General features: G+C 65.8%; 24 protein-coding genes. 10 read left to right on the forward strand and 14 right to left on the reverse strand.

The window, feature by feature from the left end:
- Window positions 1–169: 169 nt before the first annotated feature.
- Window positions 170–739 carry a DUF7110 family protein gene (locus ACNS88_RS03040; protein ID WP_435093784.1) on the forward strand — a complete coding sequence of 190 codons (570 nt, stop codon included), beginning with the start codon at window positions 170–172 and terminating at the stop codon, window positions 737–739.
- Window positions 740–768: 29 nt separating this feature from the next.
- Here ACNS88_RS03040 and ACNS88_RS03045 read toward each other — a convergent pair whose 3' ends face one another.
- A complete protein-coding gene (locus tag ACNS88_RS03045) occupies window positions 769–2,010 on the reverse strand; it encodes a trans-sulfuration enzyme family protein (RefSeq protein ID WP_435093786.1) in 1,242 nt (413 codons plus the stop codon).
- 181 nt (window positions 2,011–2,191) lie between these two features.
- Here ACNS88_RS03045 and ACNS88_RS03050 point away from each other — a divergent pair, with 181 nt between their 5' ends.
- Window positions 2,192–2,908, forward strand: a complete 717-nt coding sequence (locus tag ACNS88_RS03050; protein ID WP_435093788.1) for a diphthine--ammonia ligase — start codon at window positions 2,192–2,194, stop codon at window positions 2,906–2,908.
- A gap of 42 nt (window positions 2,909–2,950) precedes the next feature.
- On the opposite strand, the gene ACNS88_RS03055 is transcribed toward ACNS88_RS03050, so the two are convergent.
- From ACNS88_RS03055 to ACNS88_RS03065, 3 genes are all read right to left on the reverse strand, one after another.
- Complete coding sequence (locus tag ACNS88_RS03055; protein WP_435093790.1) at window positions 2,951–4,000, reverse strand: YihY/virulence factor BrkB family protein; 1,050 nt, start codon at window positions 3,998–4,000, stop codon at window positions 2,951–2,953.
- 343 nt (window positions 4,001–4,343) lie between these two features.
- Entirely contained in the window at window positions 4,344–5,597 is a 1,254-nt protein-coding gene (locus ACNS88_RS03060) for a Glu/Leu/Phe/Val family dehydrogenase (RefSeq protein ID WP_435093792.1), read from the reverse strand.
- Between the two features lie 55 nt (window positions 5,598–5,652).
- The gene (locus ACNS88_RS03065; protein WP_435093794.1) at window positions 5,653–6,564 is read right to left on the reverse strand and encodes an HpcH/HpaI aldolase/citrate lyase family protein; all 912 of its coding nucleotides are present in this window, start codon (window positions 6,562–6,564) and stop codon (window positions 5,653–5,655) included.
- Between the two features lie 116 nt (window positions 6,565–6,680).
- On the opposite strand from ACNS88_RS03065, the gene ACNS88_RS03070 reads away from it, so the two are divergent.
- Entirely contained in the window at window positions 6,681–7,151 is a 471-nt protein-coding gene (locus ACNS88_RS03070) for a MaoC family dehydratase (RefSeq protein ID WP_435093796.1), read from the forward strand.
- 18 nt (window positions 7,152–7,169) lie between these two features.
- Here ACNS88_RS03070 and cyaB read toward each other — a convergent pair whose 3' ends face one another.
- Entirely contained in the window at window positions 7,170–7,784 is a 615-nt protein-coding gene (gene cyaB / locus ACNS88_RS03075) for a class IV adenylate cyclase (RefSeq protein ID WP_435093798.1), read from the reverse strand.
- Window positions 7,785–7,904: 120 nt separating this feature from the next.
- Here cyaB and ACNS88_RS03080 point away from each other — a divergent pair, with 120 nt between their 5' ends.
- Complete coding sequence (locus tag ACNS88_RS03080; protein ID WP_435093800.1) at window positions 7,905–8,828, forward strand: FKBP-type peptidyl-prolyl cis-trans isomerase; 924 nt, start codon at window positions 7,905–7,907, stop codon at window positions 8,826–8,828.
- A gap of 113 nt (window positions 8,829–8,941) precedes the next feature.
- Window positions 8,942–9,208, forward strand: a complete 267-nt coding sequence (locus tag ACNS88_RS03085) for a DUF8049 family protein (protein ID WP_435093802.1) — start codon at window positions 8,942–8,944, stop codon at window positions 9,206–9,208.
- Window positions 9,209–9,233: 25 nt separating this feature from the next.
- Here ACNS88_RS03085 and ACNS88_RS03090 read toward each other — a convergent pair whose 3' ends face one another.
- The 4 genes from ACNS88_RS03090 to ACNS88_RS03105 form a co-directional block, all read right to left on the reverse strand.
- On the reverse strand, window positions 9,234–9,875 hold the full coding sequence (locus ACNS88_RS03090) for an RAD55 family ATPase (protein ID WP_435093804.1): 642 nt from the start codon (window positions 9,873–9,875) through the stop codon (window positions 9,234–9,236).
- A 74-nt stretch (window positions 9,876–9,949) separates the two neighbouring features.
- The gene (locus ACNS88_RS03095; RefSeq protein ID WP_435093806.1) at window positions 9,950–10,624 is read right to left on the reverse strand and encodes a MinD/ParA family ATP-binding protein; all 675 of its coding nucleotides are present in this window, start codon (window positions 10,622–10,624) and stop codon (window positions 9,950–9,952) included.
- Between the two features lie 87 nt (window positions 10,625–10,711).
- Window positions 10,712–11,104 carry a YlbF/YmcA family competence regulator gene (locus ACNS88_RS03100; RefSeq protein ID WP_435093808.1) on the reverse strand — a complete coding sequence of 131 codons (393 nt, stop codon included), beginning with the start codon at window positions 11,102–11,104 and terminating at the stop codon, window positions 10,712–10,714.
- A gap of 82 nt (window positions 11,105–11,186) precedes the next feature.
- Window positions 11,187–11,846 carry an alpha/beta hydrolase gene (locus tag ACNS88_RS03105; RefSeq protein ID WP_435093810.1) on the reverse strand — a complete coding sequence of 220 codons (660 nt, stop codon included), beginning with the start codon at window positions 11,844–11,846 and terminating at the stop codon, window positions 11,187–11,189.
- A gap of 134 nt (window positions 11,847–11,980) precedes the next feature.
- Here ACNS88_RS03105 and ACNS88_RS03110 point away from each other — a divergent pair, with 134 nt between their 5' ends.
- Together ACNS88_RS03110 and dph2 are read left to right on the forward strand one after the other, a co-directional pair.
- Complete coding sequence (locus ACNS88_RS03110; RefSeq protein ID WP_435093812.1) at window positions 11,981–12,682, forward strand: hypothetical protein; 702 nt, start codon at window positions 11,981–11,983, stop codon at window positions 12,680–12,682.
- 112 nt (window positions 12,683–12,794) lie between these two features.
- Entirely contained in the window at window positions 12,795–13,838 is a 1,044-nt protein-coding gene (gene dph2 / locus ACNS88_RS03115) for a diphthamide biosynthesis enzyme Dph2 (protein WP_435093814.1), read from the forward strand.
- A gap of 27 nt (window positions 13,839–13,865) precedes the next feature.
- Here the strand turns inward: dph2 and ACNS88_RS03120 are convergent, their stop codons facing one another.
- On the reverse strand, window positions 13,866–14,309 hold the full coding sequence (locus ACNS88_RS03120) for a TIGR00725 family protein (protein WP_435093816.1): 444 nt from the start codon (window positions 14,307–14,309) through the stop codon (window positions 13,866–13,868).
- 93 nt (window positions 14,310–14,402) lie between these two features.
- On the opposite strand from ACNS88_RS03120, the gene ACNS88_RS03125 reads away from it, so the two are divergent.
- Window positions 14,403–15,059: an HAD family hydrolase gene (locus ACNS88_RS03125; RefSeq protein WP_435093818.1), complete on the forward strand. Its 657-nt coding sequence runs from the start codon at window positions 14,403–14,405 to the stop codon at window positions 15,057–15,059.
- Window positions 15,060–15,160: 101 nt separating this feature from the next.
- The gene (locus ACNS88_RS03130) at window positions 15,161–17,524 is read left to right on the forward strand and encodes an ATP-dependent DNA helicase (RefSeq protein WP_435093820.1); all 2,364 of its coding nucleotides are present in this window, start codon (window positions 15,161–15,163) and stop codon (window positions 17,522–17,524) included.
- 415 nt (window positions 17,525–17,939) lie between these two features.
- Here ACNS88_RS03130 and ACNS88_RS03135 read toward each other — a convergent pair whose 3' ends face one another.
- From ACNS88_RS03135 to ACNS88_RS03150, 4 genes are all read right to left on the reverse strand, one after another.
- Entirely contained in the window at window positions 17,940–18,551 is a 612-nt protein-coding gene (locus ACNS88_RS03135; RefSeq protein ID WP_435093822.1) for a translation initiation factor IF-2 subunit beta, read from the reverse strand.
- 79 nt (window positions 18,552–18,630) lie between these two features.
- Complete coding sequence (locus ACNS88_RS03140; RefSeq protein ID WP_435093824.1) at window positions 18,631–18,807, reverse strand: hypothetical protein; 177 nt, start codon at window positions 18,805–18,807, stop codon at window positions 18,631–18,633.
- A gap of 253 nt (window positions 18,808–19,060) precedes the next feature.
- Window positions 19,061–19,462 carry a hypothetical protein gene (locus tag ACNS88_RS03145; RefSeq protein WP_435093826.1) on the reverse strand — a complete coding sequence of 134 codons (402 nt, stop codon included), beginning with the start codon at window positions 19,460–19,462 and terminating at the stop codon, window positions 19,061–19,063.
- Window positions 19,459–20,073 (reverse strand): DUF7344 domain-containing protein, encoded by a 615-nt coding sequence (locus ACNS88_RS03150; RefSeq protein ID WP_435093828.1) that lies wholly within the window; start codon window positions 20,071–20,073, stop codon window positions 19,459–19,461. Before ACNS88_RS03150 ends, ACNS88_RS03145 begins: the two co-directional genes overlap by 4 nt.
- Window positions 20,074–20,535: 462 nt before the next feature.
- Here ACNS88_RS03150 and ACNS88_RS03155 point away from each other — a divergent pair, with 462 nt between their 5' ends.
- The gene (locus ACNS88_RS03155; protein WP_435093829.1) at window positions 20,536–21,183 is read left to right on the forward strand and encodes a DUF1102 domain-containing protein; all 648 of its coding nucleotides are present in this window, start codon (window positions 20,536–20,538) and stop codon (window positions 21,181–21,183) included.
- Window positions 21,184–21,419 lie beyond the last annotated feature (236 nt).

Consider the following 21,419-nt stretch of genomic DNA (forward strand, 5'->3'; position numbering starts at 1 on the left):
TCGGTGTCGATAGAGGCCAACGGTCCCTGTTTTTGCCGCCCCAGTCAAATTTTGAATTTCGAATGTCGAAGGGCAGGCGATATAAACCTACGGGCCCTAGCTAGTGTAGGTGCAGCAGTCGCCGCTGCCGTCGTGCCGACCGGTTCGACCCCACCTCACCCAACCAACAATGACAGGCCGCGTGTTCAGACTTCATTCGACGCTCGAACTGCCCCTCGAAGACGTGGAGACGTACTTCGAAGAAGATCCCGACCTGCCGCCGGAGATCGACGATATCGACATCACGCGTCGAAACAACACCCTCATCATCAAGGCCCTGTCCGACGACGAGAGCATCAGCAAGTACACGCCGACCGCCCAGCTGAAGGCGTCGGTCACGGAAACGCGCGTGTGGGAGGAAGAGCCTCCGCGCGCCGGCGGCCCGCAGTGGATGGACGACGAGGAGGAAGAGATACCGTCAGAGCTCGTCGAGTTCGCCTGTTTTAAAGGCGACCGCGAGACCGTCCTCCAGAACTCCGCGCTCCAGTATCCGATGTTCCGCGTCCTCCGGAAGATTGCAACCCTCTCGGAGAAGGGGACGCTGACCGCGATCACCGAGGAGGACGGGGAGCTGGAAGCGACCCGCATCGTCGAGGGCGAGCCGCGCCCCGCGAGCATCGAGGTCGTCGAGAGCCCGCAGGGTGCGGGCGACGGCGACGGCGGCGTCAACTGGCGCGACAACGAGTTCATCTCGGACTGAGACCGGCGCCGCCGCACCGCCGATCGGTGTCAGCGGTCGGTCGACGGCGGTGTCGGACGGCGATTCATCGCATCGAAACCGTCTTTTATGTCAGCGATGAGGTCGTCTATTCCTTCGATACCGACCGAAACGCGGATGAGCGTGTCCGAGATTCCGAGCGCTTCGCGTTCGCTCGGTGAGAGCGGTTCGTGGGTCATCGCGGCCGGCAACTCGATCAGGCTCTCGGCGCCGCCGACGGAGACCGCGAGCGTGAACTCCGTTAACGCCTCGACGAACCGTTTCGCGTCGTCGATCTCCCCGTCGAGCTCGAACGAGAGGATCCCGCCGAAGCCGGACATCTGCTCGCGAGCGAGTTCGTGGTCCGGGTGGCTCGGCAAGCCGGGATAGTACACGTCGGTCACCTCCGAGCGTTCGTCGAGGAACTCGGCGACGGCCATGGCGTTCGCCTCGTGTCGATCCATACGGACGGCGAGCGTCTTCATACCGCGGAGCACCAGATAACTGTCGAACGGGCCGCTTACGGCGCCCACGCCGACCTGCTGGAGGAACCGTATCTCCTCGGCCAGCGCGTCGTCGTCGGTGACGACCGCTCCGGCGACGGCGTCGGAATGCCCGTTGAGGTACTTCGTGGTGCTGTGCACGACGACGTCGGCACCCAGTTCGAGCGGTTGTTGAAAGTACGGGCTCGCGAACGTGTTGTCCACGCCGAACATCACGTCTCGGCCGGCGACGAGGTCGGCGATACCGGCGATGTCACACAGCGCGAGTTTAGGGTTCGTCGGTGACTCCATCCAGACGGCGGCCGTCTCCTCGCGGAGCGCGGCCGCCACGTTCGCCGTGTCCGTCGCGTCCACGTACGTGACGTCGACGCCGAGACGCGACTGGAACACGTCGTCGAGCATGCGACGGGTGCCGGCGTACAGGTCCTCGAAGGCGACGACGTGATCGCCGGGAGTCACGCTCGCGAGCAGCGTCGTGAAAATCGCTGCGGTGCCCGAGGCGAACGCGGCACCGTGTGCGCCCCCTTCGAGCGCGGCGATGCGGGTCTCCAACGCGTGCCGGGTCGGGTTCGACAGACGGCCGTAGACGAACTCACCGGCGCTCGGATCCACGTCTTCGAGGCGCATCTCCGTATCGAGGCCGGGAAGCGCGAACGTCGACGAGAGGTGTACGGGCGAGACGACGTCGCCCGCTTCGCTCCCGTTCCCGAACGGTTCCTCGCCTTCGGTGACAGTGAGCGTGTCAAGCGTTGGCTCTGATTGGTCCTCCATACCCGAACTCCGAGAGACAGGCGCTAATATATTGTCATTTTTTATTAATAATGCCAGTTCAACGGATAACTCACAGGGATATCACCGTTCGACCAACGAATCGCCGCGTACGGCTCGTCTCAGTCGACGGTCGTCAACCCAGACCGCCGACGCTTTAGGCGCGGCAGGCGTGCTCCCGCCAATGACCGACGACTGGGTGAGCCTCTTTTCGGGCGGGAAGGACTCCTCGTGGGCGCTGTACCGCGCGCTGGAGGAGGGTCTCGACGTCTCGCGGCTCCTGACGGTCCACCCCGCGGGCGACTCGTACATGTACCACACGCCGGCGACCGAGCTCGCCGGGCTCGCGGCCGAGAGTATCGGGATCGACCTCGTCGAGGTGTCGCCCGACGACTTCGGCGCCGACGACGTCGACGACGCGGGCGCACAGGGCGACGCGGAACTGAAGCCGATGGAGGCCGCGCTTCGCGAGATCGCCGCCGAAGACGGCGTCAACCTCGCGGGCGTTACCGCCGGCGCGGTCGAGAGCGAGTACCAGACGAGCCGCATTCAGGGGATGTGCGACCGCCTCGAAATCGGTCTGTTCGCGCCGCTGTGGCAGGAGGACCCGGTCGCGCTCGCCGAGGCGATGTTCGACGCCGGCTTCGAGATCCGGATCGTGCAGGTGGCCGCCTACGGCCTCGATGAATCGTGGCTCGGCCGGCGCTACGACGCGGGCGCGCTCGCGGAGCTTCTTGACCTTCGTGAAGAGTACGGGGTCCACCCGCTCGGCGAGGGCGGAGAGTTCGAGACGTACGTCGTCGACGGGCCGCATATGGACCGGCGGATCGACATCGAGTACGGGACGGTGTGGGAAGGCGATCGCGGCCACGTCGAGATCCGGGACGCGCGGTTGGAGTGAGAGTTCCGCGGCGTCGGTGAACCGCTTCGTCTCCGATCGGGGTCACTGCTCGCCGTTGCTGTCTGCGTCCCACTCCAACCGGACCCCGTGAGTCATCCCCTCCTCAGTTTCTCGGACCCACTCAGTGGTGGAGATGGCGCCCTTCGGAGGGTTGCGTTCGACGACTCCTCCCTCACTCGTTGGTCGCATGCCCTCGAATCGTCCGGTGAGGTCCTCGCGAAGCCGCCGGAGATACGTTGCTGCCTCGCTGCGAGTCATTTCAGCGTCCAGTACCGAGGACCCCTTCCGCTCGTCAGCGGTTGCGTCGGGATGGCCGAGGCCGACCGCGTTGACGGCGGCACCGAGCAAGAGGATGACACCGGTGAAGTACAGCCAGGTGACCAACAGGAGGATGCTCGCGATGAGACTCCCGCCGGTGCCGCTCAGGGAGACGTACACCTGGAACACCACTTGCAGGACCGCCCACCCGACGGCCCCGACGATCACCCCTGGAAGCACTTCGCGCGGTGTCACGTCGATATCCGGAAACAGGTAGTACATCGGGAAGAACGCGCCGCAGAGGCCGACGATCAGTAGCAGGGGGACTGCGACCCCGATAAACGGGACTGACGAGAAGAACGCGACGACGGTAGTCGTACCGACCATCGCGATGGCGCCCAGTGCGAGAGTGAAAAGCATTACCAGACTTTTTTTGATCTGGCCGAGGAGCGAAACCTGACCGGTCGTCTCGTAAATCTCTGAAAAGGCGGTGTCGAGCGCACGGAATACCTTGATCGCCCCCCAGACGAGGATGAGGATCCCGATGAGGGTGGAACGGATTGTCGAGCCGGTGCCGGCCTCGCGCTGTCCTTCGATCATCACCTCGATGACGCCACCGACCGACGGCGAGACGCTTTCGGTCGCGACATCGACAATCTGCTGCTGTAACTCGGGCGCGCCGAGTACGGAGACGCCGATGAGAAAGAACATGACCAGTGGAACGATCGAGACGAACGCGCTGTAGGCGACGCTGCCGGCGAGAAATGTCACATTCTTCTCACTGAAGATCTGCATAGCGGGCTTCGCTCGCGAGAGGCCAAGCGGGATATCCATATGTCACACATCACATGCAAGCATTGTAACCGGCGGGGGTGATACGACTCGGCCAGCACGGTTTGCGCCCTGAAAACCCGAGGATCCTTGTTTCCCAGTTGATCACACCCTCCACGTTCAGCAGTCGGTTACTGTCAGAAGTCGAGTGAGTCTCGATATGCGACCACCGACACGGGCCTCGGAGATCTACGTCGCTGGGATATATCGGGTCTTCGGGAGCCTCGCCTGCCATCTCGTGTTGCTGGCCGGCCCGGCATCCGTTCTCTCTCTTCGCCGTATTCGGCGAGTGACTCCCCTCCGTTTCAGCGGATGTCCACGGAGCCAGCGTTACCGAAGCCGAGAGCTACGGCCAGTTGCCGGCCTGCCCGTAGGCGTCCACGATCCGGTCGATGGCGACGACGTACGCCGCGGTCCGGAGGTTCGGCGTGTCGCGGGCCTCGTAAGCGTCGACCATCCCCTCGAACGCCTCGGTGATCACGCGTTCCAGCTCCTCGTTCACCCGTTCTTCCGTCCAGTAGAACCGCTGTCGGTTCTGGACCCACTCGAAGTACGAGACGGTGACGCCGCCCGCGTTCGCGAGGATGTCGGGGACAACGTACGTGTCTTTCTCGACGAGTACCTCGTCGGCGTCGGGGGTGAGCGGCCCGTTCGCGGCTTCAGCGATCACGTCGGCGCGCACGTCGGCGGCGAGGTCCCCGTTGATCGCGTTCTCCAGCGCGGCCGGCACGAGGAGGTCGACGTCGAGCGTCAGCAGCGCTTCGTTCGTGATCGACTCCGCGTCGCCGTACCCGCCGACAGCGCCCGTCTCGGCTTTGTGGGCTTTCACGGCGCGCGGGTCGAATCCGTCGGAGTCGTGGATACCGCCCGAGGAATCGGAGACCGCGACCACGTCGCCGCCGAGGTCGTCGATGAGGGCGGCGGCGACCGACCCGGCGTTCCCGTATCCCTGGACGGCGACCGTCGCGCCCGCGATGTCGCGGTCGAGCCAGTCGAACGTCTCGCGGGCGGCGAGCGCGACCGAGCGACCGGTCGCCTCGACGCGCCCCTCGCTGCCGCCCGAGTCGAGCGCCTTCCCCGTGATGACGCCGGGGGCGGTCGTGTTCTCTAAGGTCTCGTACGTGTCTTTGATCCAGTTCATCTCCCGCTGACCGGTGTTGACGTCGGGCGCGGGAATGTCGCGATCCTCGCCGATCAGCGGCCGGAGCTCGGTCGCGAACGCGCGGGTGAGCCGTTCCAGTTCGGTCTCGGAGTAGTCGGCGGGGTCGATCGCGATCCCCCCCTTCCCGCCGCCGTACGGGACGTCGACGACGGCGCACTTGTACGCCATCCACCCCGACAGCGCCTTCACCTCGTCGCGAGTGACGCCCGGGTGGTATCGAATGCCGCCCTTGTACGGCCCGCGGTCGCCGTTGAACTGCGACCGATACGCCCGGACCGTCTCTAGCGACCCGTCGTCGAGCTCGAACGTGAGGTTCGTTTCTAACACTCGCTCGGGGTTCTTCAGGCGGTCGAGGACGCCCGGTGCAGTATCGAGGTACGCTCCGGCGTCGTCGACCTGTTCTTGGAGACTCTCGAACGGATTAGCTTGGTCGCCCATACGTCTGAATCCCGGGGGCCCGTGGTTAACTGTGGCGGACGGTTCGGTTCTTGTCTCAATCGATGCCCGATCGATCGCTCGCGGCGGCGCGTTCGACGGTTCGTTCCGCCTGCGCGATCAGGGGCGCGTCGATCATCTCCCCGTCGACCTCGAAGACCGCTCGTTCCTCCCGGTCGGCGGCGTCGCGGGCGTTGAGCACCTCCTCGGCCCACTCGACCTCCTCGGGGTCCGGTGTGAACGCCGCGTTGATCGGGTCGACCTGAGCCGGGTGGATCGCCAGCTTGCCGTCGTAGCCGAGCGTGAGCGCGAACGCGGCCTCCTCGCGGAGCCCCTCGAGATCGGAGAAGTCGGTGTACACCGTGTCGATCGCGTCGACGTCGGCCGCACCGGCCGCAAGGACGACGTGCTCGCGGGCGTACAGCACCTCGGTCCCTTCGTCGGTGCGGGTCGCGCCCACGTCGGCCGCGAGGTCTTCCGCGCCGAAGACGACCGCGTCGGTCGCCGAGGCGGCCGCGATCGACTCGGCCGAGAGGATCCCCCCTGCGGTCTCGAGGAGCGCGAACACGGCCGGGTCGAGCCCGCGGTCCACGCAGCGCGCCGCGACCTCCTCGATGCGTTCCGGCGATTCCACTTTCGGGAGCATGACCGCGTCGAGCCGGAGGTCGGCGTGGCGGTCGGCCTCGGGGTGTCCCCCGTCGTCCGTCACCCCGTGTTCAGCATCGGTGCCCACCAGCGCGTCGAGATCAATCATCGGGTCGCTGGCCGTGAGCCGAACGCACACCTCCGCGTGGGGGTCGAAGTCGGGGTCGACGAGCACCGCGCGGACGTTCTCGCGGGCCTCGGCCTTCCGGGCGGGCGCGACCGCGTCCTCCAGATCGAAGCAGATCACGTCGGCACCGGCACCGGGTGCCTTGCGCATGAGATCCGGACGATCGCCCGGCGAGAACAGCAGGCTTCGTCGTGCCATGTCGGGCGGTCCACGCCCATCGACATAAATCGTCCCGACCGCGACACCGGAAGAGCGGCGTGTCGGCCGGCCGGAAGAGCGGTACCGATTTGGCACCGCCCACCGACTGTGGCGCCATGCCCGGACGCTACTACGAGGAGTTCGCGGTCGGCGAGACGATCGAACACGCGAAGCGACGAACGATCAGCGAGGCCGACAACCAGCGCTTCTGTGACATGACGATGAACCAGCAGCCGCTCCACCTCGATGGCGATTTTGCCGAAGGGACCCAGTTCGGTGAGCGACTGGTCAACGGCCTGTACACCATGTCTCTCGCGATCGGCGTGTCGATCCCGGAGACGACCGACGGCACCATCGTCGCGAACCTCTCGTACGACGCGGTCGAACACCCGAATCCGGTGTTCCACGGCGACACGATACGCGCCCGGTCGACCGTCACTGACAAGCGCGAGACGAGCGACGGCGAGCGAGGCGTGGTCACGATGCACGTGGAGGCGTTCAAGATCGTCGAGGACGGCGACGACGTGCTCGTCTGCGAGTTCGATCGGACCGTCCTCTCGGAAATGCAACCGGAAGACGGGGAGTAGAAGCGAGCGCGGCCCGTCTCACTCGGTCTCGTCGCCCTCGGCGAGCAACAGGCCGAGGTACGACGTTCGGACCTGCGAGTCGCCGTCGAGTCCGAGCCGATCGAGGGCCTCCAGCGCCTCGTCGCGGACGGCTTCGATCGCGCTCTCGTCGTCGACCTCGCGTTCGATCTCGACGAACTCGCCGACGCCGTCGACCGCGTCGAGCGTGACCGTGAACCCGGCGAACGACCAGAACTCGCGGCGCTTCTCGACGACCGCGGCCGGGTCGAACCCGAGCCCCGAGAGCACGCCAGCCATCGCGTCGCCGTCGTCGACGGCGGTCTCGTGTTCGGCGCGCGTCTTCGACCCCTCGTCGAGGAGGGGTCCCTTATAAGTGATTTTCGTCGTTTCCGCGGTCGGGTCCGCGGTCGGGTCCGCGGTTGACGACGCCTCGGCCTCCGTCTCGATCCCGTCCGGAAGCGGGGTTTCACGTCGTATCCGGAGCGCCTCGTCCGTCTCGGCGAAGTCTCGGTGTGGAGCGCCGTAGTACGCGTCGCGCTGACGGCGAGCGTCGACGCGCTCGGCGCCGGCCTCGCGCAGTCGCTCTCGGACCGCGTTGGCACCGGCGGGTACCTTGATCTCGACCTCGTACATGCCACCGAATCGGGTCGGGAGGCGCTTAAAAAGCGCGGGACGTGAACGGCCGCGGCGATCGCTCGCGCCGCGCCGGACGGAACCGTGCGCCTTAAGGGTGTAACAGGAGACCTTCAGGGTATGAGCGATCAGGAGCAAGCGGACGCGGCCGAGGACGCAGACGAGGCCGAGACCGAGACCGAAGGACTCGCCGACGGCGACTTCGTGCGGGTCGCGTACACCATCCGAACCGCCGACGACGACCGCGTCATCGACACCACCGACGAGGAGGTCGCCGAGGACGCGGATATCGACACCGAGGACCACGAGTTCGAGCCGCGCGTCATCGCGCTGGGCGCGGGTCACGTGTTCCCGTCGGTCGACGAGGCCTTCATCGGCGCCGAGGTCGGCGACGAGGGCGTCGTCGACGTGACCGCCGAGGACGCCTTCGGCGCGTACGACCCCGACGAGGTCGAGACCGTCAAGGCCGACAAGATCCCCGAAGACAGCCGCTACCCCGGCGCGCAGGTCCAGATCGACAATCAGCAGGGCTACCTCGAGACGATCATCGGCGGCCGCGCCCGGGTCGACTTCAACCACCCGCTGGCCGGCGAGGCCCTCGAGTACGAGTACGAGATCTTAGAGGAGATCGACGACCGCGAACAGCAGGCCGCCGGGATGCTCGGAATGTACCTCCAGGAGGCGCCCGAGGTCCGCATCGAGACGGTCACCGAGGAAGAAGAGACCGTCTCCGAGGACGACGAGGGCGAGGAGGTCGTCGAGACCGAAGCGGTCGAGAAGGACGTGCTCTACGTGACGGCCACGCAGGCGATGCAGATGAACCAGCAGTGGATGTTCCAGAAACAGCAGATCGCACAGGACCTCATGGGCCGGCTCGACCTCGACCGGGTCGTCGTCGAGGAGGTCATCGACGGCGGCGGCATGGGCGGTCTCGGCGGCATGATGGGCGGCATGGGCGGCGCCGGCGCCGGCGACATCGAGGACGCGCTCGAAGACGTCGACGTCGACGCCGACGAGATCGTCGACGAGATCGACGAGGCGTAAGCGGGCCTGCGGGCGGAACGCTCCGACCGGCAACGTCGAACGGACCGCCCGCGAAAACGCGAGTACAAACGCGAACCGATCCCTTTTGAACTGCGGTCGATCCACTGAAACACATGGAAATCGAACGTGCGCGCGACGACGTCGTCGTCGCCGCGAGCGCCGGGAGTGCGACGATCGCTGTCGCCCTTCTGTCCGGCGTCGCCGGTGTCGTCGACGTGCCGACCCTGCCGACGCTGGCGCCGCTCGTCGTCTACGCAGGCTACCTCTTCTCGCAGAAGGGCGGACCGTACGGCTCGCTCGACCGGCCGCGAAACTGGGCGGCGGCCGCCGTCGTCGTCGGTGTCGTCGTCGTCGTCGCCGCGGCGGCGGTGGGATCCTGATAAACGGGCGGGCGGACGGCTCGGCTCAAGCGATGTCGCGGCTCGTGTCCACCGATACCGTGTCAGTGAGTTTCAGTTTGAGCGGCTCTTCGAGCGCCGCGCCGCCGCGGAACTTGGGAACGATCAGCCGGTTCACGACCTCCGTGCCGGTCACGGTCGTCCGGAGGTCGAATATCACGTCTGCAACCTGTTCGGTGACGACGCGGTTTGTCCCGGTCTCGCCTTTGAGCGCGTGTATCACGGCGATACCCCCGGCGTCGTCGACGTGTCGTCGGAGGTCGGTGAGGAACGGGCCGTACCGCGATCGGTCGGCCGCCTCAAGCGGCTCGATCGAGTCGACGACGAGGGTCGCGCGCTCTGGAAGGTCCGCGGCGGCCGCCAGCACGTCGTCGATCGGGTCCTCGTGGTCGACTTCCTCAACGACGGTCTCATGATCTCTCTCGTCGCCGTCATCACCGTCCTCGGCGTCGAGGGTGAGACTTTCCTCGACCGCGTCGGCCGAGCGCACCGTCGTGAGGTATCGACACTCCCGAGGGCGTGAGAACCGGTCCACGATCAGCTCCGACTGGCTCGCGGGATCCGCCTTCAAGACGACGACGCTGCCGCTCGGGAGCCCGCCGCCGAACTCCCGGTCCAGCACGGAAATCCCGGTCGGGAGCGTCTCCATGCATGCGCTGCCGGCTCCGGAGGCTTGGCTCTGTCGATGGCGGACGAGCGCCCGACCGGAGCGGGAACTGGCGTTCACGCGACCCGCCAGCGGCCCGTCCCGTACTCGTCGACGATCCGACGTGCCAGATCGTCATACGCTGCCCGCACCGGGGCGGCTGACAGCGGTTCAGGATCGGCCGTCGGGACCCGTCCGAGCACTGGACAGCCGAGCAGATCGCTCACGCCCGCCGGAACCGACTCGGCACGCACGGCAACACCGCCGACCGGGGGACAGTCCAGCCGGCGCGCGAGCGCTGCGGTCTTGGCGGCGTCGCGGAGCGCCGCGCGTCGAAGCGGCGTCACGATGAGACACCGATCCGCGGCCCGGAGCGGCGCCGCGGCGTCGGGCGACGCCCCCGCGGGGCAGTCGAGGAGAGTCGGACAATCGTCCGGAACCGCGTCCGCCAACGCATCGAAGGCTTGTGTCGCCTCCGCGTCTCCGGGCTTGTCCGGCGCGGAGAGCACCGTCGGCGCCCGCCGATCGGGACGGAGCTCTCTGTGGGTTCGGACCGCGTCGAGAACGGTCGGCGCATCCGCGGCGGGGTCGCGGTCGGCGTCGCTGGCGCTCGCCAACCGCGCGAGGTTCGGGAGGTCCCAGTCGGCGTCGGCGGCGACGACGGGAGCGCCCCGGCGTGACAGCGCCCGCGCGAGCCCCAGCGTGGTGGTCGTCTTCCCGCTCCCGCCCTTTCCGCCGGCCACGGCTATCACGGGAGGGGTTGTGTCGCTCTCACTGATAAAGGGCGGGACGAGAATTGAACGCGAACAGCGGTAGCCGAAAAGGGAACGCGAAACGACTCAGTCCTGACAGCAGCCGCCGGCCTCGCCGCCGAAGTCGACCGCGAGCGGCTCCGAGATGGCTTCGTTGACGGCTTCGAGGGTGTCGGTCAGCTCCGCCTGCGCGTCGAGGAACTCGCTCATGACGGGCATCGAGTGGAGCTCGTCTTGTGCCTCCTGTACCTTTTGAAGCCCGGAGTTCGTCGCTTGTCCGGTCTCTCGGGCCTGCATGAACTCCGCGCGGATCTGTTCGAACTCCTCGATCTTCGCCTGAACCTCTTCGTCGCGCTGGACAGCTTCGCGAGCCGTCTCGAACCGCTCGTACTCCTGCGTCTGGGCGATCTGCTCGCCGAGCTCGCGACCGAGGTCCTCGATAGTGGCCTGTTCGTCGGAGGAGGCCTGTTCGACGCTCATGGTTGAATATCGTGGCGGATCGGTTTCAACCTGCCGGAGCCGGGGGTGTCACCGGGGATCGGGTCGTTCTCGTCGGTCCCGCTCACTCGACCTGCGACACCACGAACGCGACGAGGTCGCTCAGCTCCTGCTGGCCGATGCCGTGACCCCCCGGATAGCTCCCGCGGGTGACGGCGGCACCGATCTCGGCGAACCGATCGGCCGCGGCCGCCGACCGCGACTCCGGAATCACGCGGTCCCCGGCTCCCGCACCGACGAACACCGGCTTGCCCGTGATCCCCTCTGGGTCGAAGTCGACGTGCGTGTCCGCAAGGTAGCCGTGAAGCGCGACGACCCACGCGTAGCGGTCCGGGTCCTCCAACACGAGAGACAGACTCGTGATCGCCCCCTGGCTGAACCCGAGCAGACCGAGCCGATCGGAGTCGAGGTCGTAGTCGTCGACCGCGGCGTCGACGCTCTCGGCGACCAGATCGAGGCTCCGTCGGAACTCCGCCGCGTCCGGCTGGCTCGCTTCGAGGCCGCCGCCGGAGAGGTCGAGTTCGTACCACGTGTACCCGCCCTGTAGCGGGTCTGGCGCCCGCAGACTCACGACGTGAAGCTCGTCCGGCAGGTGGCGCGCGACGGGGAGCAGGTCTTCTTCGTCGGCTCCCCGACCGTGGAGCACGAAGACGGCGGGTGCGGGCTCGTCGGCGGATCCGTCGTCGGGCGCGACGTGAATGTGTTCCAGCGGAATATCGGGCATGTGTTGCGCGTTCGTCGGCTCCGGAGTTGTATCCGTCGGCCGCGGCAGCGGGAGTCCCCGGTCCGCCTCGGTTCGCTCCAGTCTGCCTCGGTCCCCGCGTGAGTTATTTGTCGATCGCGTCGAGTGTTCGGCTCATGGCTCCCCGCACTATTGTCGTGGCGACGGTCCTTCTCCTCCTCGTGGCCGGAATCACCGCCGCACCGGCGGCCGACGCGAGAGCACCGCCGACGCCGGCGTGCGGCGTCTGCGATCTCGACCGAACGACGCCCGACGGCACAGCCGTGGTCGCCGGAGAGAGTTCGCTGACCGTCACCCTCCACGAGAACGGGTCGACGACGTGGGAGGCGCGGGTCGACCTCGCCGGCGGTAAAGACGTGCTCGCGGCGAATGAGTCCCTTCGACGCGCGGTCGTTATCGACGCGGTCCGCGACGGAATCGCGGAGCCGAGAGACATCGACGCGCGGGTCGACGGGGACACGCTGCTCGTCGAGTACCGTGACCCGAACGCCACAGAGCGACACCTCGGCGTCGTGGTGTTCACGCCGCTGACACCCGCGAGTCCCGGCGCCCCCCTCGTCGCCGGGGGCGAGGGCACCCGGTACCTCGGTGCCGACCGGCTGACCGTCCGCGGGGCGTCCGGGTGGGCGGTTCACGGCGACGCGACCGCGGCCGACTCCGACGGTCGTTTGGTGTGGACTCGTGATGGCGCCGAGCCCGACGACGATGGGCGAGTCTTCATCGATGTCAAGCGCGACCCCGTCGCGATCGACGAGGACGCGCTGCTTCCCGGCATGCGGGCCTGGGTCGCTCGACTGCTCACCGGGAACCGGCTCTGAGTCACCGAGGTCGGCCGCGCGGGACGACGGCTGCGGAACGATCACGAACGTCTCGGACGAACCTCACGGTCGAACGCGCCGTTTAACCGTCCTGCCGCACAATTCGGTCGATATGAGCGGCTCCACGGAGGGCGACCTCACGAAGACGGGGATGGCCCTGAAACACGACCGCGAGTGGGACTACGAACTCGATCGAATCTTAGAGGCCATCGAAGAGCGCGACGCCTCCAAGGTCGGGCTCCAGTTCCCCGAGGGACTCAAACGCCGCGGTCCGAAGGTCGCCGACGACCTCCGCGAGATCGCGCCGGACGACGTTACCTTCATGCTGTCCGGCCAGCCCTGCTACGGCGCCTGCGACCTCGACACGTACCTGATGCGGCGGACGGACGTGTTCGTCCACTTCGGCCACACGCCGATGAAGGAATCCGACAGCATCGTCTACGTTCCCCTGTTCTCGAACGTTGATCCCTTCCCGATCATGGAAGATGCGCTGGCGGAGGAGCTGACGGCCCCGGAAGAGGACGCCGACGTGGGGCTCGTCACGACGGCTCAGCACATGAACCGGTTCGAGGAGATGACCGACTGGTTAGAGGAGCGCGGCTACGAGGTCCACACCCGCCGGGGCGACGACCGGCTCACGAAGGAGGGGCAAGTGCTCGGCTGCAACTACGCCTCCGCGGACATCGACGCCGAGCAGGTGCTGTACGTCGGCGGCGGGAAGTTCCACCCGGTCGGGCTCGCGATGGAGCACCCCGACAAGCGCGTGGTCATCGCCGACCCAGTCAACAACGCGGTCTCAGTCGCCGAACACGACCAGTTCCTCAAACAGCGCTACGCCTCGGTCCACAAGGCGATGGGCGCCGAGAAGTGGGGCGTCATCTTCTGTACGAAGATCGGGCAGGGCCGCTGGGAGAAGGCCCAGGAGATCGTCGACAACAACGAGAACGCCTACCTGATCACGATGGACGAGGTGACGCCGGACCGCCTCCGCAACTTCGACATGGACGCGTTCGTCAACACCGGCTGCCCCCGGATCACGACCGACGACGGCCCGCGGTTCCACAAGCCGATGTTGACGCCCGGCGAGTACGAGGCCGCGATCGGCGAGAAGCCGCTCGACTCGATCGAGTTCGACACGTTCCACGACACCTGGTAAGGCGGTCAGGCTCGCCGCGTTTTACTGTTATTTGACCGTCGTTTCCACGTACTCAACAGCCTCGGCGGGCGATTCCACCGCTTCCACGCCCTCGACGTCGTGCGTGTCGAGTCCGGCGACCGCCCGCCCGTGCGCGAGCGCCAGTCCGATCTCCGAGAGCGTGCCGTGCGAGCCGTCGACGGCGATCGCGGCGTCGCCATTCAGCACTACGAGCGCGTTTCGGGCGTGGCCCATTCCGGTCGCGATCGGGACCGTGACGTGCGGGTTCGCGTCCGAGCGGCGATCCGTCGGCAGGATGCCGATCGTCTCCCCGCCGGCGTTCGCGGCGCCGCGGCAGACCGCCTCCATCACGCCGCCGAGACCGCCGCAGACCACGGTATGGCCGCGATTTGCGAGCCGTTCTCCCAGTGCTCCGGCGACCGTTGCCGTCTTGGGCGGGACCGAGCTGCCGCCGATGACGCTGACGCGCATACCGCGGGACGGGGGCCGGATACTTATAAAGGGACATCGTACGTGTCGCGAGATTGGTGAAACCCTTTTAAGTGCTGGGCGACTCGGGACGGTATGACGTACGATACCGTCGTGTTCGACAACGACGGTGTCCTCGTGGGCCGCACGCGCTTCGACGTGCTCCGGGATGCAACCCGGAACGCGTTCGAGGAGTGCGGCGTCGAGGAACCCGATCCGGACGACGTAGAGCGCATGACCATCGGTGCGACCCCCGGCAGCGTGGGGACCGTCTGTCAGACGTACGACCTCGATCCGGGGTCGTTCTGGCGGACTCGCGACGACGTGGTCTCGAAGGCCCAGCAACAGGAGGCGCGCGAGGGACGCAAGACCCCGTACGACGACCTCAACGAGCTGCAGAGCCTCGACGTGGAGATGGGAATCGTCTCCTCGAACCAACAGGCCACCGTCGATTTCCTCGTGAGCCACTTCGACGGCTTCGACCGCTTCGGTGCGGCCTACGGCCGGGAGCCCACGATCCACTCGCTCCAGCTCCGCAAGCCGAATCCGCACTACATCGAGCAGGCGCTCGGCGACCTCGACGCCGGTAACGCCCTGTTCGTCGGCGACAACGAGTCCGACGTGCGCGCCGCCGAGAACGCGGGTATCGACTCCGCGTTCATCCGCCGACCCCACCGCCGGGACTGGGATCTGAACGTCTGGCCCACCTGGGAGATCGAGCGGCTCTCCGACCTCCACGACATCGTCGGGTAGGTCGCCGCCTCGGGTCGCCACCGCCGGTTTCGACTCGGACGGTCGCACCGGCGACACCGCTCTCTCAAGGTTTAACTCCGATCGGGAGCAACGGCGCCACAGTGACAGACGCCCCGCCGTGGACCGACATCTTCGGCCACGCAGAGCCGTACCCCGAGCAGGCCGACGGGATCGACGCCGCGATCGACGCCGCCGAGGACGACGGCTTCCTCGCGTTGGAGGGCGCGTGCGGGACGGGCAAGACGATGCTCGCGCTCACCGCCGGGCTCGACCGCGTCCGCGACCCCGGCTCCGGCTTCGAGCGCGTGTTCGTCCTCACGAGCGTCAAACAACAGCTCCGCCAGTTCGAGACGGATCTGGAGACGATCAACGCGGACCTCCCCGACGGGTACGACCCGATCTCGGGTCTCACCCTCGTCGGCAAGGCCGACGTGTGTCCGTACGCCCGAGAGAACCGCGGCGGAATCGACCGCGAGAACGTGTACGAGCGCTGTGAGGGCCTCCGCGAGCGCACCCGGAACCTCGTCGGCGACGGTGGCGCGACCACGACGTCGAACCTCGTGAGCGAGGCACAGAGTCAGCAGGTGGGCCTGATGGACTCGGGGGACAACCGCCAGTCGGGCACCGCCGACTCCAGCGCCGCCGACTACCTCAGCGTCGACGGCGAGCCCACTCCCTATCGGCCGGACACCGAGGAGTTCGAGGGCACCGAGTTCTGCCCCTTTTACGCCGGCTTCCTCGACGACCTCCCGGACGACGGGGACCCGGCCGAGGCGGTCCCGTTCGACGTGACCGAACTGGGCCACGTCGGCCCGACGGAGTTAGTCCGGCTCGCCGCCGGCCACGGAACCTGTCCGCACTCGATCATGGGCGCGCTCGTTCCCGAGGTCGAGGTCGTCATCGGCAACTACTACCACGCGTTCGACCCCGTGACGACGGGGACGTTCACCGGCGCGCTGTTGGACGACTCGACGTTCGTCGTCTGCGACGAGGCCCACATGCTCGAACCGCGCGTGCGGGACCTCGTGAGCGACGCCGTCGCCGACGCCAGCCTCCGCGACGCCGAAAACGAGCTCACGCGCGTCGTCCAGCCGCTTTCCTTCGAGACCGCCGGCGCCGAGTCGGACGACGCGGAACTCGTGCGCGGCGAGCTGGAGGACGCCGACGTGAGCGTCGAGGAGATCGAGTCCGTCCGAGAGTTCTACGCCGACCTTCGCGGCGAGCTCGACCGGCGCGTGACCGAACGGCTGGATCGCGAACGGCCCGACTGGCGGGCGTCGATGCGCACGCTCGACGACGACGAGATCGCCCTCCGGGATCCGGAGGAGCCGGGCAAAGACGAGGTCACGACGTGGGCGAAACGGGAGGGGTACGGCGACCGCGTCTGGGCGCGCGCGGAGCAGGTCGGCGCGGTGGTCAAGCGCGTCCTCGACTCGCTGGAAGAGGAGGACAAGAAGCGCGCCGCGCCGGGCGTCGGGCGGACGCTCAACGCGTGGTACCGTGAGGGCCACGAGGACTTCTTTCGCGCGATCAATCTGGAGCGGACGTGGGACGAGACGGCACCGCCGGACTCGTGGCGGCGCGCGTACAACGCGAGCCTCGCGCTGTACAACTGCCTCCCGAGCGAGCCGATCGGCGACCGGCTCGCGGAGTTCGGCGGCGGGGTGTTGATGAGCGCGACGTTAGAGCCGATGGACGTGTTCCGCGAGGTGACCGGGCTTGACCACCTCGAACAGCGGGGTCGTCCCGTCGTCGAGCGGACGTACGGCCTGTCGTTCCCCGAGGCGAACCGCGCGAGCCTCGCCGTCGACGCACCGAAGTTCACCCACCAGAACCGCGGCGAGCCCGGCGAGGAGAACGACACGCGGCTCGCGCACCTCGACGCGACGGCGGCGGTGGCGGGCCGCGAGGGGAACGTACTCGTCGGGACCCCGAGCTACGCGGAGGCGACGTGGATGGCCGAGTCGCTCTCGGACCGGCTCGACAAGCCGGTGCTGCTCGACGAGTCGTCGGGCGACCGCGCCACGGAGTCGCTGAAAGACGAGTTCTTTTCCGGGGCAGGGAAAGTGCTCGTGACGAGCCTCCGGGGGACGCTCACGGAGGGCGTCGACTACCGCGGCGACCGGCTATCGGCCGCCGTGGTCTGCGGCGTCCCGATTATCAACACGGCGCGGCCGCGGACGCGGGCGGTGATCACCGCGTACGACGGGCGGTTCGAGTCGGGGTTCGAAACCGCGCTCACCGTTCCGGCGGTCCGGAAGGCCCGGCAGGCCGTCGGCCGGGTCATCCGCGGCCCGGACGAGCGCGGGGTTCGGGTCCTGCTCGACGCCCGCTACGCGCGCGAGTCGTGGAACAGCGTCCGCGAGTACCTCCCGGACCACGAGCGTGAGGAGTACCAGCCGGTGAGCCCGGACATGCTGGGACTCGCGCTCGATCGGTTCGAGCGGCGCGTCGACGGCGATTGAGCCCGGTCGACGAGGCGGGTGAGAAGAGGGCTGAAGAACCAGTTCGGGGTGCCCATGAACTGTTACTACTCGCTTAATGTCTCGTTTGACGTGATATGGAGCTTTTAATTAAGTGTACACAGCCGCCAGGCCATACCATGCAGCAACCGACACCGAAAGAACGGTACCACGTCGTCTGTAGGGAGTGTCGGCTCGAACGGCTTGTCGATGTCCTCGACGATGCGAGTCACCTCAAACGCGAACACGTCTCAGAGACCGGTCATCGAGTCGCAGTCGGACGGGTCCACTAGCTCACATCCCATCCAGACGAGAGCCGCGTCGCTGACTCGCGATACGGAACCGAACGGAGAACCCGCCGGATAGCGGAGCGAACCGATGCGACGGTCTGAAAAGCGGGTCGCCACTCGGCAGCGCGTCAGTTCTCGCGGCGGGCGAACGCGAGGTTGCCGGAGACGTTCTTGATGTAGGCCGTGACCGTCTCGCCCTCCTGCGCGCCGGGGACGAAGATCGTGTACTCGCCGCGCTCGGCGACGCCGTCGCCCTTGCGGCCGGTGCCGACGATCTCGAGCTCGTACGTGTTGCCCGATTCGACGGCCTCCTCCTGGCGCTGGGTGTTCGAGGTGTTCTGCTTGGCGACCGGTCGGAACGCCCCGCAGGCCTCACACCGGAGCATGGGCGTGCGGTTCTCGGTCTCCAGTCGGGTGTCCGGCAGGCCGCACTCCGAGCAGGTGACGAACGACTCGATGTACGAGTCGATCGCGGCCTGGAAGTCGCGGTCGCGGAAGTTCCCGCTGTAGCGGGCTCGTCCGTCCTCGTACTGGCCGGCGGTCCCGAGCTCCTGCTGGATCTTCGAGTGGACGTGTTCGGGGTCGCGGCTCAGCGCGTCGGCGATCGCCGAGAGGTTCGTCAGCCGGGTGAACGCGCCGTCCTTCTGCATCTCCGGGTCCGGAACCGACAGCCGCTCGTCGGAGCCGCCGAGGTCCGGTACCTCCTCCATCGCGCGGTCGAGGCTCGATTCGTAATCCATACGTGACGAAACGCCGGGGCGACGGAAATCGCTTCCGGGTTCGGGAGGGTACGAGACAGTCCGTGCCGAGCCTGCGCACTCAGAGACCCATCGAGAGTATTTCTACGAGGAGAAGAAACGCGAATGCGTACACGAGAACGGCGAGCACGTTCCGCTTCGGAGTGTTCGGCGCCATGCCTGGGAGGCACCCCGGAAGCGATCGGAGAATCTCAGCCGGAACGCGAGAGATTCGGAAGCGGTCGTTCGAGTCGGTCATCGTGCCACCGTATCCGATAACACGTTAGCAGGTCGTACAATTAGATATACAGCGCGATACGGCCTTAAGACCGGATTAAAAGCTCGAGATTACTCGAATACCGCATCAGAGCCAGTCGTCTAGTTTCTTGACTGTAAGTACTCGCTGCCGCGCCGCGACGACATCGAGGTGACCGAAGAGACCTGCGACAAACACGACTTCGAGAACGAATCACCTGCGACGACGAGGACCGCGAACCGTGGGGGACTGCCGATCACGTGCAGTCGACCGTTCGTTCGAGACGCACGCCGACGCCGTCTCCGGACGCCTCGATTCCGATCGGGTCTCCACAGGAGACGGACTGGAACGTGTGCGTCGTGCGCTCGCCGGGAGCGAGCGGAGCGAGATCGACTGACGTGCCGTTGACCGCGATCTCGACTTTCGTGAGTTCCGTCGTCGTCGGGAAGCGGTTAGTTACCGTCACACTCACGTTCGCGGTCGCGTTTTCGCTATTGCTGTACGTCTGTTCGAACCCCACGTACGCGCTCGGGTCCTCGGCGACCTCGACGTTGATGTCGCGATCGGCCGCCGTGGCATTGAACGCGGTGCTAGTCGTGACGAGTGCCGTCGCGGTGAGGAGCGCGACGAGTACGAAGACGTGTCGTCGCCGAATCATTTCTCTTCGACCTCCGCCGGCCTGTCTCTCGCGCCGAGTCGCATCCGGCAGTAGTTGTCGTAGAGGTGCCCCGCAGACGACACCGACAGCGCTGTCACGAGGAAGACGCCGAAGAAGAGCGGCGACAGCAGCGAGAACGGATACGCGCCGATCCAGATTCCGAGCAGACAGGCAACGCTCACCCCGGAGAGCCCGAGGTAATAGACCCCCCACGGGATGTCACGGCCGGTGAGCGAGTCGACGTAGAAGTTGGCGTCGGACGCCGCCTCCGTGAGTTCGATGATGCCGCGCTGGGAGTTGTACTCGACGAACCCGTACTCGTCCATCTTCGGCAGGTGAAACTGTCGGAGGGCGTTCCGCACCCGTTTCCGTTCCCGGTGATTCAGCGCGTCGATCTCCTTTTCGTTCTCCCAGCTCGCGACCGAATCCGTGAGCTCTGAGACCGCAACGGGCTCTCCGTCCCGTCGCTTGAGGTAGTGAATCGCGTAGCGACGACGCTGGTTGCTGAGCACTTCCAAGACGTCGTCTCTGGTAAGGTCTGAGTTCCGTTTCGACGGTATCTCGGCGTCGCTGTCGGCTGTGTTACTTGTCTTCGTCTGTGCCTCAGCCATACGGCGTCTCCTCCACGCGCATTCTGACAGGAGAGTCAACTGAGCGTCACTTTAGTATGAGTAGTGGAACCGTTAACAAAGGCCCTCTACCGCCGGTCGAGAGATAGATACTCGATCTGATTCGTTTTTCGAACGGTATCGGGATTACCGGCGTCAAACTGCTCTTTCACCCGATTAACTACATGTGAAAAAATCTAATGTATCAATCACTATCGCTCGCGTTCGGCACACGAGCGTTAAGCCCAGGTGAAGTGACTCAAGCGGTTCGACAAAGGATCCTTGCTCATTCGGCATAGAGCCTATTCCGAATTTACAGGCACTCTCTCCCGGTTTCACTGGGAGTATATTCCAAAGGGGGTGTCGCCTCTTGGATGGAGTACGCGCCGCGGACGGCGACGACGGATCGGCGCCGGAAGTCGTCGACGCCCGCGAACGAGCGCGTGACAACGAGGTTGAAATCTAATGCAACGACGCAAGTTCTTGGTCGGAATGGGATCGCTCGCTGCCGGCGGGGCAGCTACAATAGGTACTGGTGCGTTTTCTAACTTCCAAGGCAACCGGGATGCTAATTTCTCAATTGCGGCTGACAACAACGCTTTCCTAGGATTAGACGCACCCAGCAGTCTTGAGAATAACGAACATGCGAGTATTGGCGGGGACAATGAACTAAAGATTCATTTCAATAGTACCTCGTCCACGGGAGGAACCGGTCTCAATCCGGACAGTGAAACCTGGTTCGACCAAGTCTTCCGAGTGACCAACCAAGGGACCCAACCGATTGATTTCATGGTTGACGATGATGACCTCAGTCAGTCGGAAAACATCGTGTTCTACGTCGATGGCAGCTTCCTGCCTGACAGTGGTTACAATACCGGTGATCTATACGCGATCGAAGGATATCCCGGAACTGCAGAAGGGGCGGGAAGAGAAGACGACGACCAGCACGCAAACGCTAGTGATTACTGGGTTGGCTCTGCAAGGCCCCAGGTCGGCTCCGGTGACTCGATACCCGTGGGAATTTACGTTGATACAACCGGAGAGAATACTGTTGGATCGTGGGACAGCGGTACAGTGACTATCAAAGCAAGTGAAAACCTCAACCAACCGTAATAGTAACACACGCTGATTCTGGTATTCTTTTATATATTAATACTGCTCAATATTCATACAAATGATCTGTATTCTGACGATATAAAATATACCCCAATTATTTCTCGGCATATTGCTAGATTAGATATTTTGTAGCCGGTAGAGGCTTAACAACTAATCACATTGGGACGCTCTTTATTCAGTAAGCGTTCGCCTGCTGATCACACGGCTGCTGTTCGATTGTTACGATTACAACA

Source organism: Halorubrum shenae (assembly GCF_051194165.1).
Lineage (GTDB): Archaea > Halobacteriota > Halobacteria > Halobacteriales > Haloferacaceae > Halorubrum.

Coding starts and splice junctions, on each gene's coding strand:
- ACNS88_RS03125 (WP_435093818.1), top strand. CDS start 14,403: ATGACGTACGATACCGTCGTGTTCGACAACGACGGTGTCCTCGTGGGC.
- ACNS88_RS03040 (WP_435093784.1), top strand. CDS start 170: ATGACAGGCCGCGTGTTCAGACTTCATTCGACGCTCGAACTGCCCCTC.
- ACNS88_RS03120 (WP_435093816.1), bottom strand. CDS start 14,309: ATGCGCGTCAGCGTCATCGGCGGCAGCTCGGTCCCGCCCAAGACGGCA.
- cyaB (WP_435093798.1), bottom strand. CDS start 7,784: ATGTACGAGGTCGAGATCAAGGTACCCGCCGGTGCCAACGCGGTCCGA.
- ACNS88_RS03065 (WP_435093794.1), bottom strand. CDS start 6,564: ATGGCACGACGAAGCCTGCTGTTCTCGCCGGGCGATCGTCCGGATCTC.
- ACNS88_RS03090 (WP_435093804.1), bottom strand. CDS start 9,875: ATGGAGACGCTCCCGACCGGGATTTCCGTGCTGGACCGGGAGTTCGGC.
- ACNS88_RS03070 (WP_435093796.1), top strand. CDS start 6,681: ATGCCCGGACGCTACTACGAGGAGTTCGCGGTCGGCGAGACGATCGAA.
- ACNS88_RS03045 (WP_435093786.1), bottom strand. CDS start 2,010: ATGGAGGACCAATCAGAGCCAACGCTTGACACGCTCACTGTCACCGAA.
- ACNS88_RS03060 (WP_435093792.1), bottom strand. CDS start 5,597: ATGGGCGACCAAGCTAATCCGTTCGAGAGTCTCCAAGAACAGGTCGAC.
- ACNS88_RS03110 (WP_435093812.1), top strand. CDS start 11,981: ATGGCTCCCCGCACTATTGTCGTGGCGACGGTCCTTCTCCTCCTCGTG.
- ACNS88_RS03135 (WP_435093822.1), bottom strand. CDS start 18,551: ATGGATTACGAATCGAGCCTCGACCGCGCGATGGAGGAGGTACCGGAC.
- ACNS88_RS03105 (WP_435093810.1), bottom strand. CDS start 11,846: ATGCCCGATATTCCGCTGGAACACATTCACGTCGCGCCCGACGACGGA.
- ACNS88_RS03050 (WP_435093788.1), top strand. CDS start 2,192: ATGACCGACGACTGGGTGAGCCTCTTTTCGGGCGGGAAGGACTCCTCG.
- ACNS88_RS03150 (WP_435093828.1), bottom strand. CDS start 20,073: ATGGCTGAGGCACAGACGAAGACAAGTAACACAGCCGACAGCGACGCC.
- ACNS88_RS03145 (WP_435093826.1), bottom strand. CDS start 19,462: ATGATTCGGCGACGACACGTCTTCGTACTCGTCGCGCTCCTCACCGCG.
- ACNS88_RS03085 (WP_435093802.1), top strand. CDS start 8,942: ATGGAAATCGAACGTGCGCGCGACGACGTCGTCGTCGCCGCGAGCGCC.
- ACNS88_RS03100 (WP_435093808.1), bottom strand. CDS start 11,104: ATGAGCGTCGAACAGGCCTCCTCCGACGAACAGGCCACTATCGAGGAC.
- dph2 (WP_435093814.1), top strand. CDS start 12,795: ATGAGCGGCTCCACGGAGGGCGACCTCACGAAGACGGGGATGGCCCTG.
- ACNS88_RS03080 (WP_435093800.1), top strand. CDS start 7,905: ATGAGCGATCAGGAGCAAGCGGACGCGGCCGAGGACGCAGACGAGGCC.
- ACNS88_RS03055 (WP_435093790.1), bottom strand. CDS start 4,000: ATGGATATCCCGCTTGGCCTCTCGCGAGCGAAGCCCGCTATGCAGATC.
- ACNS88_RS03155 (WP_435093829.1), top strand. CDS start 20,536: ATGCAACGACGCAAGTTCTTGGTCGGAATGGGATCGCTCGCTGCCGGC.
- ACNS88_RS03140 (WP_435093824.1), bottom strand. CDS start 18,807: ATGACCGACTCGAACGACCGCTTCCGAATCTCTCGCGTTCCGGCTGAG.